The organism is Acinetobacter sp. YH12043 (genome assembly GCF_013419915.1).
Classification (GTDB): Bacteria; Pseudomonadota; Gammaproteobacteria; order Pseudomonadales; family Moraxellaceae; genus Acinetobacter.
In genome coordinates this window covers 1-13,910 of record NZ_VOZD01000015.1, presented here as the reverse complement: position 1 = coordinate 13,910, position 13,910 = coordinate 1, and the positions used below count along the sequence as shown (strand labels likewise).

The 13,910-nt window shown below is 42.2% G+C and carries 11 protein-coding genes; 7 read left to right on the top strand and 4 right to left on the bottom strand.

Annotation, left to right across the window (positions count from 1 at the left end; all coding sequences use genetic code 11):
* Window positions 1–18: 18 nt before the first annotated feature.
* From FTU01_RS08850 to FTU01_RS08825, 6 genes are all read left to right on the top strand, one after another.
* Entirely contained in the window at window positions 19–624 is a 606-nt protein-coding gene (locus FTU01_RS08850) for a LysE family translocator (RefSeq protein ID WP_180138811.1), read from the top strand.
* 513 nt (window positions 625–1,137) lie between these two features.
* Window positions 1,138–1,890: an electron transfer flavoprotein subunit beta/FixA family protein gene (locus FTU01_RS08845; RefSeq protein WP_159124425.1), complete on the top strand. Its 753-nt coding sequence runs from the start codon at window positions 1,138–1,140 to the stop codon at window positions 1,888–1,890.
* An 18-nt stretch (window positions 1,891–1,908) separates the two neighbouring features.
* On the top strand, window positions 1,909–2,841 hold the full coding sequence (locus FTU01_RS08840) for an electron transfer flavoprotein subunit alpha/FixB family protein (RefSeq protein ID WP_125278450.1): 933 nt from the start codon (window positions 1,909–1,911) through the stop codon (window positions 2,839–2,841).
* 169 nt (window positions 2,842–3,010) lie between these two features.
* Complete coding sequence (locus FTU01_RS08835) at window positions 3,011–3,676, top strand: hypothetical protein (RefSeq protein WP_125278449.1); 666 nt, start codon at window positions 3,011–3,013, stop codon at window positions 3,674–3,676.
* 257 nt (window positions 3,677–3,933) lie between these two features.
* Window positions 3,934–6,906 carry a DNA gyrase subunit A gene (gene gyrA, locus FTU01_RS08830; protein WP_180138809.1) on the top strand — a complete coding sequence of 991 codons (2,973 nt, stop codon included), beginning with the start codon at window positions 3,934–3,936 and terminating at the stop codon, window positions 6,904–6,906.
* Window positions 6,907–6,975: 69 nt separating this feature from the next.
* Window positions 6,976–7,395, top strand: coding sequence for a DUF3887 domain-containing protein (locus FTU01_RS08825; protein WP_159124427.1), 420 nt, complete (start codon window positions 6,976–6,978; stop codon window positions 7,393–7,395).
* Between the two features lie 33 nt (window positions 7,396–7,428).
* Here FTU01_RS08825 and FTU01_RS08820 read toward each other — a convergent pair whose 3' ends face one another.
* From FTU01_RS08820 to FTU01_RS08805, 4 genes are read right to left on the bottom strand one after another with little or no spacing between them, the layout of a single operon-like run.
* Window positions 7,429–8,520, bottom strand: a complete 1,092-nt coding sequence (locus FTU01_RS08820) for an ABC transporter permease (protein ID WP_180138807.1) — start codon at window positions 8,518–8,520, stop codon at window positions 7,429–7,431.
* On the bottom strand, window positions 8,517–9,659 hold the full coding sequence (locus FTU01_RS08815; protein ID WP_180138805.1) for an ABC transporter permease: 1,143 nt from the start codon (window positions 9,657–9,659) through the stop codon (window positions 8,517–8,519). The genes FTU01_RS08820 and FTU01_RS08815 overlap by 4 nt, the downstream gene beginning before the upstream one ends.
* Window positions 9,660–10,739: an HlyD family secretion protein gene (locus tag FTU01_RS08810; RefSeq protein ID WP_125278444.1), complete on the bottom strand. Its 1,080-nt coding sequence runs from the start codon at window positions 10,737–10,739 to the stop codon at window positions 9,660–9,662.
* Window positions 10,740–10,750: 11 nt separating this feature from the next.
* Complete coding sequence (locus tag FTU01_RS08805; RefSeq protein ID WP_180138803.1) at window positions 10,751–12,232, bottom strand: TolC family protein; 1,482 nt, start codon at window positions 12,230–12,232, stop codon at window positions 10,751–10,753.
* A 436-nt stretch (window positions 12,233–12,668) separates the two neighbouring features.
* On the opposite strand from FTU01_RS08805, the gene serC reads away from it, so the two are divergent.
* Window positions 12,669–13,751 carry a 3-phosphoserine/phosphohydroxythreonine transaminase gene (gene serC / locus FTU01_RS08800; protein WP_180138801.1) on the top strand — a complete coding sequence of 361 codons (1,083 nt, stop codon included), beginning with the start codon at window positions 12,669–12,671 and terminating at the stop codon, window positions 13,749–13,751.
* The last annotated feature ends 159 nt before the right edge of the window (window positions 13,752–13,910 follow it).

The window sequence follows — 13,910 nt, the reverse complement described above, 5'->3', positions numbered from 1 at the left end:
ATTCAAAGGAAAAAGGAAATGTCTGTATTTGCACTTTTTGCACTGACCGTGCTCCCCCTGATTTTTACACCTGGACCAGATATGCTGTTTATCCTGTCTCAAGTGATGGGTAAAGATGCAAAAGCAGGCATGATGGCAACCATCGGGATCTGTACAGGCTATCTGGTACATTCCATTTTGGTAGCATTAGGAATCGCAGCCATTATCGTGTCTTTTCCGGTATTGTTTGAGGCGATTCGCTGGTTGGGTATTGCTTATTTGCTCTATCTGGCTTGTAGCCTGTTGAAATCAGTATTTAGCAAAAATTCAATGAAAATTGAGAAAAAGACCAGTGCTAATCCAGTGAAAAAAGGCTTCTTTACGGCCTTACTCAATCCTAAAGGCATGCTGATCTATTTTGCGATCTTGCCGCAGTTTATCGATAAAAGCGGAAATACGGTGAGCCAAGGCTTAATTCTCTCTTTTATTTTTATTGGCATGATTTTCATTGTTTATTGTGCTCTCAGTATTCTGTTCAGCAGAATTACTCGCAATACACAAATTGATGAGCATAAACAGAAATGGGTTGATGGCACCTCAGGTGGTTTACTTGCCCTTGCCGCAAGCTGGTTAATTATTAATTAAGCAATGGCGTATTTTAAAAAAGCATACTGCTCCCGGTATGCTTTTTTATATTTATAGATTGATGACAACCCGATTTTTAGACCTACCCAACAAAATAAAGCGGAGTAAATTGAGCAGATATACAGAATAAATCCTGATTAATTTCGCTTTATGTCCAAACTGACCAAAGCGGTCATTTTTAAATATAAGTCATTTTCCACAAATCTCAGGACGGATTTGTGCATTTAATAAGCAAAAATCAAAAGTTCTGATGTGTTTCATCAAATAAAAACATAATAAAAATCAAAGGTTAAATTTTATTAAATATTGATAAAATTCATTGTAATAAATCGATACGGATTAATTGTGAACGCATCGTTCAAGGAAAATTACGCATTTTTACAGCTCTTTGCTGAATTGTGACTTGACCGAAATGCCGTGCACATTGCAAGATAGGGCACCTAAAAAAATTTAAGTGAAGAGTTATTATAACTTTTCTCAACATTTACATTTGCTAAAACAGCCGAGGATTACATGAAGGCTCTTGTTGCTGTAAAACGTGTGGTTGATGCCAACGTTAAGGTTCGCGTTAAGCCGGACAACAGTGGTGTTGACTTAACAAACGTTAAAATGTCAATTAACCCATTCTGTGAAATCGCGGTGGAAGAAGCGGTTCGTTTAAAAGAAAAAGGAACTGTTTCAGAAATCGTTGTTGTTTCTATTGGTCCTAAAGAAGCGCAAGAACAAATCCGTTCTGCAATGGCGCTTGGTGCTGACCGCGGTATTCTGGTTGAAGCTGATGACAGCCAGCTAGGTGCGCTAGAAGTTGCTAAAATTCTAAAAGGTGTTGTTGAAGCTGAACAACCACAATTGATCCTTCTTGGTAAACAAGCAATTGATGACGACTCTAACCAGGTTGGTCAGATGCTTGGTGCACTTCTAGGTGCAGGTCAAGGTACATTCGCTTCAGAAGTTAAAGTTGAAGGCGACAAAGTACAAGTGACTCGTGAAATCGACGGTGGTCTACAAACTGTTGAATTATCACTTCCAGCGATCGTAACTACTGACTTGCGTTTGAACGAGCCACGTTATGCAGCTCTTCCAAACATCATGAAAGCGCGTAAAAAACCGCTTGATACCAAGTCACCTGCAGATTTCGGTGTAACTACTACAACTAAACTGAAAACAGTAAAAGTTGAATCTCCTGCAGAGCGTAAAGCTGGCGTACAAGTGAAGTCTGTAGACGAACTTGTAGAAAAATTGAAAAACGAAGCGAAAGTGATCTAATACAGAAGGATAAAAATCATGAGTATTTTAGTAATCGCTGAGCACGACAACAAAGCACTTAACGCTGCTACTTTAAACGTTGTTGCTGCGGCGCAAAAAATCGGTGGTGATATCACTGTATTGGTTGCTGGTTCTGGCGCTCAAGCAGTTGCTGATCAGGCAGCTAAAGTTGCGGGCGTAAGCAAAGTTTTACTTGCTGACGACGCTGCTTATGCAAACCAATTGGCTGAAAATGTAGCGAAACTGGTTGCAGAATTAGGTAAAGGCTATAGCCATATCCTTGCTGCTTCTACTACTACTGGCAAAAACATTCTGCCACGCGCTGCTGCACTTCTTGATGTCAGCATGATCACAGACATCATCGCTGTTGATTCTGCAAATACATTCAAGCGTCCGATCTATGCAGGTAACGCGATTGCAACTGTTGAATCTTCTGAATCAGTAATCGTTGCAACTGTTCGTGGTACTGCATTTGATGCGGTTGCTGCTGAAGGTGGTTCTGCTGCGGTTGAAGCTGCTGCTTCTACTGGTGATGCTGGTATTTCTAAGTTCATTAATGAAGAAATCGTTAAATCTGAACGTCCTGAATTGACAGCTGCTCGTATCGTCGTTTCTGGTGGTCGTGGTGTAGGTTCTGGTGAGAACTACCACAAAATCCTTGATCCACTAGCTGACAAACTTGGCGCTGCTCAAGGTGCTTCACGTGCTGCAGTTGATGCTGGTTTCGTTCCTAACGATATGCAGGTTGGTCAAACTGGTAAGATCGTTGCACCTGACCTGTACATCGCTGTAGGTATCTCTGGTGCGATCCAGCACTTGGCAGGTATGAAAGAATCTAAAGTGATTGTTGCGATCAACAAAGATGAAGAAGCTCCAATTAATGCAGTAGCAGACTACTGGTTAGTAGGTGACCTGAACACTGTAATTCCTGAATTGGTTTCTAAAATCTAATTTCTGAATCAGTTTCAAAAAAACGCTCCTTTAGGAGCGTTTTTCTTTTTTTTAATCTAAATAATTAATCTAACTAACAAGTCGTCCATTTCTGACTCGAAATTTTGGTTATTGTATATTTTGTGTTAATATTAAACTTTTATTAAGCTTGCCATTTGGCGGAGTGTCCGTGAAATTTGATTTTCAGTTACCAGTCAGTATTTTGGTAATGATGATCTGCTGTTTGATTTTCCCTTTTCTCCCGAGTTTGCACCTTCCTTTGTTAGGAGGTATGACGGTTACAGCAGTTGAGTCAATTCAAGCATTAATGTTGTTTGGTTTTGCCGTATTTAGTTTTTTCTATATCCGTCCATTTGAATTAAGTAAAGGTCAAAAACAATTTTGGCTCTGGTCAGTTGCATGGTGGATTATGCTGTTTGGTAGAAGTACCAGCTGGGGACGTGACTATTTCCCGGAAGTGCCAAAAATCTATTTCCGTGGTATTTCGGTTCTTGTGATTGCACCCGTGGTGTTTATGCTGTTTTTAGCACCTTTGCGTCAAGAAATTGCTTATAAGTTTAAGCATGTATCACTTCCAATTTGGGCACTCATATTAGCTTTCATTGGCTTGCTGATGTCTGATGGCATTGAACATAATCGGTTTTTTATTCATTTTATTTTTACAGATTTTATCTATAAAGATTTGATGGAAGAACTATACGAATTTCCGCTTATTATCGGCTTATTCCTGGTCGCTTATCCATTAATGAAGCAAGATTGTGCTGTGACAAAATCAACTAGTCAGGTCATAGCTGAAGATGATTTGTCCGATATAGATTCTAAACTTCATATTTAAGTGACTTGCTTTTTTAAAGAAAAAAATGAACCTCTGCAAGCAGAGGTTTTTTAATATCAAAATATTGTGAAGTGATTAAAATTTCTACTAAAAATCCTGTGGATAGTTGGGGCTGAAACAGGTAAATTTAGCCTAGATTATGCTATACTGTACGACTAAATTTTAATATTGGTTCAGCTTTTTTTTGAGCCGATTTATAGCTGGATTTACGACATATAAATGCAAGCCAAATCTGGCTTGTAGAATAAGGAGTATGCATGAGCGTATCGGAAATTAGACCGATTGCCATTGAGGATGAACTCAAGCACTCGTATTTAGACTATGCAATGAGCGTGATTGTTTCACGTGCCTTGCCGGATGTACGAGATGGTCTAAAACCTGTTCATCGTCGTGTGCTTTTCGCAATGCACGAATTGGGCAATGACTACAACAAAGCTTACAAGAAGTCTGCCCGTGTTGTAGGTGATGTCATCGGTAAATATCACCCACATGGTGATTCTGCTGTTTATGAAACCATTGTCCGTATGGCTCAGGACTTTAGTCTGCGCTACCAATTGGTTGATGGTCAAGGGAACTTTGGTTCGATCGATGGCGATAGCGCTGCGGCAATGCGTTATACCGAAGTTCGTATGCGTAAGCTGACCCATGAATTATTGGCTGATCTGGAAAAAGATACAGTTGACTGGGAAGATAACTACGACGGTTCTGAGCGTATTCCGCAAGTCATGCCAACTCGTATTCCGAACCTGTTGGTGAATGGTGCGGCTGGTATTGCAGTCGGTATGGCGACCAATATGGCGCCACACAACATGACTGAAGTAGTGAATGCGTGTCTGGCTTATGCAGATAATCCAAATATCAGCATCGAAGGTTTGATGGAATACATTTCCGGTCCAGATTTCCCAACGGGCGGTATTATTTACGGTAAATCAGGTATCGTGGATGCCTATCGTACCGGTAAAGGCCGTTTGCATATTCGTGGTAAATATCACTTTGAAGAAGATGCCAAATCTGGCCGTACTACGATTGTCTTCACAGAAATTCCTTATCAGGTCAACAAAGCGAAAACGATTGAACGTATCGCCGAGCTGGTCAAAGAGAAAAAACTTGAAGGCATTTCTGAACTTCGTGATGAATCGGACAAGGAAGGGATGCGTATTGCGATTGACCTGAAGCGTGGTGAAAATGCTGAAGTCATCGTCAATAACCTGTTCCAGAATACGCAGTTAGAAAACTCTTTCAGCATTAACATGGTTTGCTTGGACAATGGCCAGCCGAAATTGATGAATCTGAAAGACATCATCGCTGCGTTTATTCGTCACCGTCAAGAAGTCGTGACACGTCGTACTATGTACGAACTGCGCAAAGCACGTGAACGTGGTCATATTTTAGAAGGTTTAACCGTTGCTCTGGCAAATATTGATGCTATCATCGAAACCATTAAAACTTCTGCCAACCCGGCTGAAGCGCGTGAGCGTTTACAGGCAGGTGAGTGGGCAGCAGGCGGTGTAGCAGCCTTGCTCGAAAAAGCGGGTGCTGTTTCTGTACGTCCTGATGAAATTGAAGGTGAAGATCCAAACCGTCCATTTGGTATTGATGGCGATGTGTATCGTTTATCTCCGACTCAAGTCAACGCGATTATGGAATTGCGTTTACACCGTTTGACCGGTCTTGAGCAGGATAAACTTCAAGCTGAATATTCTGAAATCTTAGGTCAAATTGCTGAATACACAGCCATCTTAAATGACTTCAACTTATTGATGAACGTGATTAAAGAAGAGCTAGCGCTAATTCTTCAGCAATATGGCGATGCGCGTAAAACAGATATTGTTGAATCTCGTATCGACTTCTCTCGTGAAGATCTGATTCCTGAAGAGCAAATGGTTCTGACCGTTTCAAAAACAGGCTATGCGAAAACTCAACCATTATCTGATTATGCTGCTCAGCGTCGTGGTGGTCGTGGTAAGTCTGCAACCAGCATGAAAGAAGATGATTACATCCAGCATATGGTGGTGACATCGAATCATGCCACTGTGCTTTGCTTCACCAATGTCGGTAAGGTTTACCGTCTGAAGGTTTACGAAGTGCCACAAGCATCTCGTGGTGCCAAAGGTCGCCCAATGGTGAACTTGTTACCATTGGATGACAACGAAACCATTACTGCTATCTTGCCAGTGATTGATGCACCGAAGAAATTCAAAGAACGTCTGGCTGACTTCAAAGCATTTGTGAAGGCCAATGCTGCCCAACTTAAAACCAATGAAGTGATCAATAGTCACTTTGCAGCACTAGAAGCTGCTCTTGCTGAATCTGAAGATGGTGCAGATGATATTTCTGATGCACTGCGTGTTCAGTTGAAAGAATTGGGCTTAGCACTTTCTACGACTGATCTTGATGATGACATCATCAATGACTTTGCTCAGCAGGCTGAAGCTGTTCGTAAGAACTTCTATGTGTTTATGGCGACTGAGTACGGTACAATTAAACGTGTTGAACTGGAACAATTCTCGAATGTTCGTTCAAACGGTTTACGTGCGATTGAACTGAATGGCGATGACACCTTAATTGGTGTTGCGATTACCGACGGTGAACAGCAAATCATGTTGTTCTCGAACGAAGGTAAAGCCATTCGTTTCGCAGAGACTGACGTACGTTCAATGGGTCGTTCAGCCAAAGGTGTACGCGGTATGCGCGTGACCATCGGTGCTTCTCAGGTTGAAGATGCAGAAGATGCAGATATTGAACCTGATGATGAAGATGCAACTGAAGCTAACTTCATTAGCCGTATCGTATCTCTAGTGGTTGTACCTGAAACCGGTGAAGTGCTGTGTGCTTCTGCAAATGGTTATGGTAAACGTACCCCGGTAGATGACTTCCCAACTAAGAAACGTGGCGGTAAGGGCGTAATTGCGATTAAGACCTCAGAACGTAACGGTGAGCTGGTCGGTGCAGTTGCGATTGACGCATCTAAAGAACTGATGCTAATTTCTGATGGCGGCACTCTGGTTCGTACCCGTGCTTCTGAAGTGGCACAGACTGGCCGTAATGCACAAGGTGTTCGTCTGATCCGTCTGGCTGAAGATGAAAAACTGGTCGGTGTGGAAGCGATTGAAGCAGTTGAAGATGAGTTGGAAATATTGGAAGATATTGAAAATACTGAATCTGCAGCTGATGATGTAACTGATGCACAAGCAGCTGAAAAAGATGATGACAATACAGTAGAGGAATAAGTTCTGCTACTGATGAAAAAGGGCGCTTCGGCGTCCTTTTTTACACATCGGCTAAATGAGAGATAAATAATGAAAACCAGATTGATGCTTTTGACCGCAGCTATTGCACTTAGCGGCTGTAATAATGCAATGGACAGTATGCCCGATCCAAGCCCTGAGCAGGAAAAGGCTGCGCAAGTAGCTTATGAAGATCTGCGTGATGGAAAATATGACGAGTTTTTAGCTCAGCTTGAACCGAAGTTACAGGCAGAGTTTCAAAATAATGAAAAAATCATGAAGCGTTTTTCACGTTCAATTCCGCAAGGTGAATATAAGTCCAAGACTATCATGAGAAAGAACTTCGAGGAAAATAACGGCAAACCGAGTGAATACAAGGTCAGCTATGAAATTGCCTATCCAAAAAATCTGGTTCAGTATGATGTGAGTTTTGACCAGCCGAATGGCAGTACTAAAATCCGCAACTTTAATATTCAGGTATTTGGTGAATAATTTTCAATGCGAATAGCCTGAGTAAATCCAGATTTAAGAACGTGGACGTAGCCGATAATAGCCTAAGACCATACAGATGATGCCGATCACCAATAGATAAGCAAGCTTTCCTAGAATCATATAAGTGGGCACACCCATCTGATTGAGTTGAATAAACATCTGCACGATTTGGGTCGAAGGTAAGGCTTGCCCAATAAGTTGGACCCAGACTGGCATGGCAGCATGTGGCCAGGCGACTCCTGAAAGCATAAAGAGCGGAATCGAAGTAAAAACAATGATATGACCGGCGCGTTCTGGCATGTCCAGAAAGCTGGCAAACAGTACTGTGATACCAATCATGCAGAATACAAAGATGGGTACAGCGAGCAGCATCCCCCAGAAATTTCCGCCACGGGGATAATCAAAATACCAGAAGGTAAATCCAAACAGGTAATAACAACCTAAACATCCAATGGTCAGAATTGCCAAGCTGAGGCCACTTAAGGTGGTCAGATTAATCACCTGTTTATTTTCCCGATACAGTGCAATCAGCATGCTCAGTCCCAGAAAAATAGTCTGATGAATAATCAACGGGGCAACAGCGGGAAACACATAGCTGCCATAGCCAGAGAGTGTATTAAATAGTGGAATCTGGTGAATGGATAGGGCAGGAGAGAAGTGTGAAATCTCGCTAAAGCGTTCAGCATATTCACTTAAGGTATTTTCCACTGAAGAGACCAAGCCCAAACCAATCTGTTTGGTAATTAAAAAGTTAGCAGCACTTAAGTACAGCCCAATCCCGCCATTTTCACCATGCCGGATAGATTGAGAAAGATTATCTGGTAATAATAAAATCCCGTCAGCTTTTTGAGTTTCCACCCAATATTTGGCTTCAGCAAAATTTCCAGTCACCGCCTTAATCTCTATATTCGGGCTTTGGCTGACATGACTGATAATGGTATTGGTTAAAGCACTTTGCTCTTCGTCGACAATAATAATCGGCAAGGCTTCTGCCTGTTCAGCTTTATACGCCGTTGGATAAAAAAAGCTGTAAAACAGAACCGATAAAATTAGGGTGGTAAAAATACTGGTATTGCTAATAATGTCTTTAAAAGTTTGGCAATAAGCTTTCCAGAGTGATTTCATGGTGACACTCCTTTGGCTGTTTTTTTGAGAAAGACATAGGCCAGCACAGCATAAAGCACGACATAAATGACGAGCACGAACATCGGTTGCAGTGAAAGAGAGAGCGGACTGCCAATCACCCATTGCTCCGTCTGTAATTTGGCATAGGGTGTATAGGGAATAATATTGGCCCAGAACTGGGTGAATAGTGGGGCATTATTAAGGGGCAAAGTCACCCCAGCAAAACTGAGCGATGAACCACCATAAACTGCTAGTAGACCAAAAGATTTGGTCAGGTCCTGAGTGGCCAGAACCACCGCACTACTGATAAAGGCATAGGCACTATAGAACAGTATTTGCGCCAGAAGAATTGGCCATAATGACCCGGCAATAAACCAGCCGCGAATTTCGACCAGCCAAAACATCCAAGCCCAGGTCCAGCAACAAAATATTGCTACATAAACCAGATTTTTAGACAGCAGTGCCGACCACAAGTTTTGTTGGGCAATCCAATGACTAACAGTATGTCGTTTAATTTCCTGACCCACAGCAAAAGCCACACAGCAACATAACAGCAAGTGCAAAATTGCCGGCACCATGTAAGGTTCCAGATAAAATTCATAATTCAGCTGCGGATTATACAGTGGGGAAATTTTAATATTCGGTGTAGGTGCTTCCAGATAGGGGAGCGTGTTGCCCAGATACTGCTTGCCGGTAAATTCAGCCAGAGCCTGCAAGGTGCTAAGTAGCATAGCCGAAGAAATGGTATTCCCGATACTAAAATAACTCTGATTAAAAGCAATACTAATTTCAGCATCCTGAGCTTTGACCAGTCGTTGCTCGGCTCCGGCAGGAATATGAATATAGCCCCAGATTTTATTTTCGTTTAATAGCTTCTCGATTTCGACCGTTTGATCGGAAACGGTATGCACTTGTAGGGTATGATTCAAAGATAAATGATCATAAATCTTGCTGCTCAGGCTACTTTGATCCTGATCAATAATGGCGACTGGTAGATGATCCGGTTTGCCTTTGGCAAACATGCTGCCAAGTAAAATCAGAATACAGGCTGGGGCGAGCAGAACCAGAGTCAGATCACATTTCTCTCTGCATAAATAGCGTATTTCACGCTGAATACCCGCCCAGAATCCAGAAGCCATTTATTTTGGCTCTTTCAATTTAAACAGCACGCTCATGCCGACTTTTAGCTCAGGCATTTCAGTGACTGGCACAAGATGAACTTTAAAACTGCGGACATCATAACCACCGGTTTGGCGCGTGGTTTTAATGGTGGCAAATTCACCTTCAGCACTAATATTTTTTACTTTAAAAGTGGCTGATTGATTCAGTGCCGGAATAAACCCTTCAAGCTGTTGCTGTTTACCTAAAGCGGCATATTGGTCTTCACGAATATTCAGGCTGATCCAGCGTTCTGCCGAGATCAGGCTGACCACTGGCACTGCGGTTGCCACCAGCTCAGTGGCATTTCCATAGGTTTTGGAGACGGTACCATCAATCGGTGCCAATAATTCAGTTTCTGCTTCTAGTGCATTGGCTTCAGCGACTGCTGCACGGGCTATATCGACCTGAGCATCTGCTGAACTTTTCTGTTCTGGTGTACTGCCGCGTTTAGCCCGGGCATATTGCTGATAAGCAGCTTCGGTCATTTGGGATGCAGATTGTGAAGCTGCAAACAGTTCATCTCGGCGCTGGCGGGAAATGACGCCTTCCTTAAATAGATTGGCTCCACGTTGATAGGAAGTTTTAGCGAGTTGCTCCTGTGCTTTTAGTGACTGCCAGTTGGCATACAGAGAAGCGATATTTTCTTCCTGAGAACCACGTTCTGCGGTGGACTGAAGTGCTAATGCAGACTGTAAAGTGGCTAAAGCCTGCTGCTTTTTCGCCTCAATTTCAGGACTATGCAATTTTACCAGCGCCTGACCTTTCTTGACGTTATCGCCTTCCTGCACATAAATCTTTTCAATCCGGCTTGGAACTTTAGTGGCCACTTGAACGGTTTCTGCCTCAACCCGGCCTTGTAGCTCGATTTCTGTGGTTTGATAGGTTTTCCATAGACCAAACCCAATCAAAGCAAGAATCACTGGAATTAAAGCTAAAAGCAGATATTTTTTGCGCGATTTTTTTTCTGTGCTTTCAGGATTATCTGGCTCTGATTCACTGTAATTGATTTCTGAAGCCGGTTCATCAACAGGATGTTCTGGCTTTTGCTCATCTGTCATGTCTGGCTCCATTAACGAATATAGTGGGTATTGGCATGTTGCATGTAATTTGGAAATTCAACAATTGAGCCATGGCTCTGTAATAAGGTCGCAAGAGACATCACATATTTAAAAGCATTTAATGCCATTTCTGCTTTTAAACTGCTGAGCATGTTTTGGGCATCGATGACCTGAGTGGCTGTCCCGACATCTTCCTTAAAGGATAACTCCTGAATACGCAGATTTTCCTGAGCTGCTTTCAGATTCTGCTGAAGTAGAGCATCACTTTGCTGGGCGCTGACTGCTTCACTAAATGATTTATAAATCAGGTTTTCAATCTCCTGTTGGGTACGCGCCGTCATGAGTTCAGCGGCATAGCGTTTCAGCTCTGCAGCCTGAATATTTTTATTTTTATCAATGCCTGAGAACAGGTTATAACGTGCTGCAACCCCCACAATCCAGTTTTGATGTTGATCCAGGCTATATTCACCAAACGCAAAAACATTTGGCTTTTTAGCGGCCTGCTGGGCTTTGACATTGGCTTTGGCCAGCTCGGTATCCATCTGCATTTTTTTGATCAGAGGAGAGTTCTGACTAAAACTGCTGAGCAGAATATTCACATTTTGGGGTTCAGCACGATTCACAAATAAAGGTGTGCTTAGCTCGGTGATATTGCTATCCAGCAACAGATTATTTAGCTGAAATAGGGCAGCATTCAGATTGGCTTGGGCATTTTGTTGTGCGCGTTCAGCATTGTTGCGTGCCACTTCGAACTGCATGCGTTGACCTTTACTGATAAAACCCTGCTGTTCCAGCTTCAGAGCATTACGATAATGTTGTTGCATGGCATTTGAATTAAAGAGTGCTGCATCCAGTAACTGTTTTTGTAGTTGAACATTAAAGTAAGACTGAATCAGTTCAAAACGCTGCGTGTCCTGTTGCTGCTGATTGCTAAGTTCGCTACGTCCTGACTGAATATTGGCAATTTCTTTGGCGCTACGGGTGAGGCCTCCGGTATATAGTGGCATCATCACGGAAACAGTGGGACGAATCACCTGATCTTCAAGGACTACATTAGACGTATCCGGAATCAGACCAACTCCGCTATGAATAGTATTGTTAAGTCCTTCACGCAGTGGATCAGTAATACCTGCAGGTAGATCCACACCATTACTGGCTTCCCACTCATTAAGCTGGCCATTCACGCCTTGAGAGAGTGAATTCTCCAGATTATTTTTAAACTGCTTTAATGGAATATCGACTTCACTATGAAAGGCATAGGCACGAACATTCAGGTCAACATGAGGTAGGCCAATACCTTTGACAGCTTCTGCTTCAAGTTTTGACGCTTGCTCCAGACTTTGAAAAGCCTGGCTACTATAGGAACGTTGCAACAATTGTTGTTCTGCATCCTTAAAGCTGATGCTTTGTGCATAAGCAAAACTGCCATACATCATAGATGCAAGCACAGTCAGACCCCAGCAGACACATTGTTTATTTTTCTTCATATTCATAAAGTGGTAATGTAAAAGTCACATTAATTCAGTCTAAGCTGCATTATAAATCAAGTGCTTGCAGTGCAGGAATGGGTTAAGTTGTAGTATTGTTGTAATTTGAAACAATTCACTTCTCAAGTTTCAAGCTGATAGTTCTATGTCACTCTAAAACTTGAGCCGAGTTTAAATTCATTTTTCAATTATTTTATATTAGCGGCCGATTCAACATCTTCTAAGCATTGGATGAGATTGAATATTTTTAGCTGTACAATTTCTCATAAATGAAATCACCGAGTTAGAACAAAAAAATCAAAGATATTCAAATTATCCCTCGAATCTAGATTGGTTTTTTGACTCTATCTTCATTCTTGGATAGAAATAATTTTGTGCAAGCGGCGTCCAGATATGGTTAAATGCCATCATTTTATTGTGTTTCACTCTGAAAGGAAAAATCATGCGCGCGTACAACTTCTGTGCTGGTCCTGCTGCATTACCTACTGCCGTACTTGAAAAGGCTCAAGCTGAAATGCTTGACTGGCAGAGCAAAGGTCTTTCGATCATGGAAATGAGCCACCGTAGTGCAGACTATGTTGCAGTTGCGGAAAAGGCAGAAGCAGACCTTCGCAAACTCATGAATATTCCTGAGAACTATAAAGTACTGTTCTTGCAGGGTGGTGCATCTTTGCAATTCTCGGCAATTCCATTGAACTTGCTGGGTAAAAACAACAAAGCTGACTATATCCGTACCGGTATCTGGTCTGAAAAAGCATTGAAAGAAGCTAAACGCTATGGCGATATCAATGTGGTTGAAGCAGGCATTAAAACTGAAGATGGTAAATTAGCGATTGCTGATCAAAGCACATGGAATCTTTCTGATGATGCCGCTTATGTGCATTATGCAGATAACGAAACTATTGGCGGTCTGCAATTTGCCCATGTGCCAGAAACTGATAAGCCACTCGTATGTGATTTCTCTTCAAGCATTCTGTCTGCACCGATTGATGTTTCTAAATTCGGTCTGATCTATGCCGGTGCGCAAAAGAATATTGGCCCTGCAGGTTTAACACTGGTTATTATCCGTGAAGATCTGCTTGATCAGGCAAAACCTGAAATTCCAAGCATCCTGAAATATGCAGATCAAGCGAAAAACGGTTCGATGGTCAACACACCATCAACTTATGCATGGTATCTATCTGGTCTGGTATTTGAATGGTTACTGGAACAGGGCGGTGTAGACGCGATTCATAAAGTGAACCTGCAAAAAGCTGAATTGCTTTATGGCTATATCGATTCTAGCGACTTCTATGCAAATCCGATTGCCAAAGAAAACCGTTCAATCATGAACGTTCCATTTACCTTGGCAAATCCTGAACTTGAAAAACAGTTCCTGCAAGAAGCAAAAGAAAACCATTTGCTTAACCTTGCCGGCCACCGTTCAGTAGGCGGTATGCGTGCCAGCATTTACAATGCCGTACCGTTAGAAGGTGTACAGGCATTGGTAAACTTCATGGATGACTTTGCTAAACGCAATGCTTAATTCCTGAGAATTAAAAAACCCGGCAATTGGCCTAATGCCAGTCAGTTAAGAGATTGACTGGCTTTTTCTTGGGTATTTTTGAGGTTTTCCTTTTACAACCCTTGGATAACTCCTCACTCTTCTCTCAGGTATAACATACCGATTAGATTTCTCCATTAA

Excerpts from the sequence above, each read along its gene's own strand:
- FTU01_RS08840 (WP_125278450.1), top strand. The coding sequence starts at position 1,909 with ATGAGTATTTTAGTAATCGCTGAGCACGACAACAAAGCACTTAACGCT.
- serC (WP_180138801.1), top strand. The coding sequence starts at position 12,669 with ATGCGCGCGTACAACTTCTGTGCTGGTCCTGCTGCATTACCTACTGCC.
- FTU01_RS08810 (WP_125278444.1), bottom strand. The coding sequence starts at position 10,739 with ATGACAGATGAGCAAAAGCCAGAACATCCTGTTGATGAACCGGCTTCA.
- FTU01_RS08815 (WP_180138805.1), bottom strand. The coding sequence starts at position 9,659 with ATGGCTTCTGGATTCTGGGCGGGTATTCAGCGTGAAATACGCTATTTA.
- FTU01_RS08850 (WP_180138811.1), top strand. The coding sequence starts at position 19 with ATGTCTGTATTTGCACTTTTTGCACTGACCGTGCTCCCCCTGATTTTT.
- FTU01_RS08805 (WP_180138803.1), bottom strand. The coding sequence starts at position 12,232 with ATGAATATGAAGAAAAATAAACAATGTGTCTGCTGGGGTCTGACTGTG.
- FTU01_RS08825 (WP_159124427.1), top strand. The coding sequence starts at position 6,976 with ATGAAAACCAGATTGATGCTTTTGACCGCAGCTATTGCACTTAGCGGC.
- FTU01_RS08845 (WP_159124425.1), top strand. The coding sequence starts at position 1,138 with ATGAAGGCTCTTGTTGCTGTAAAACGTGTGGTTGATGCCAACGTTAAG.
- FTU01_RS08820 (WP_180138807.1), bottom strand. The coding sequence starts at position 8,520 with ATGAAATCACTCTGGAAAGCTTATTGCCAAACTTTTAAAGACATTATT.
- gyrA (WP_180138809.1), top strand. The coding sequence starts at position 3,934 with ATGAGCGTATCGGAAATTAGACCGATTGCCATTGAGGATGAACTCAAG.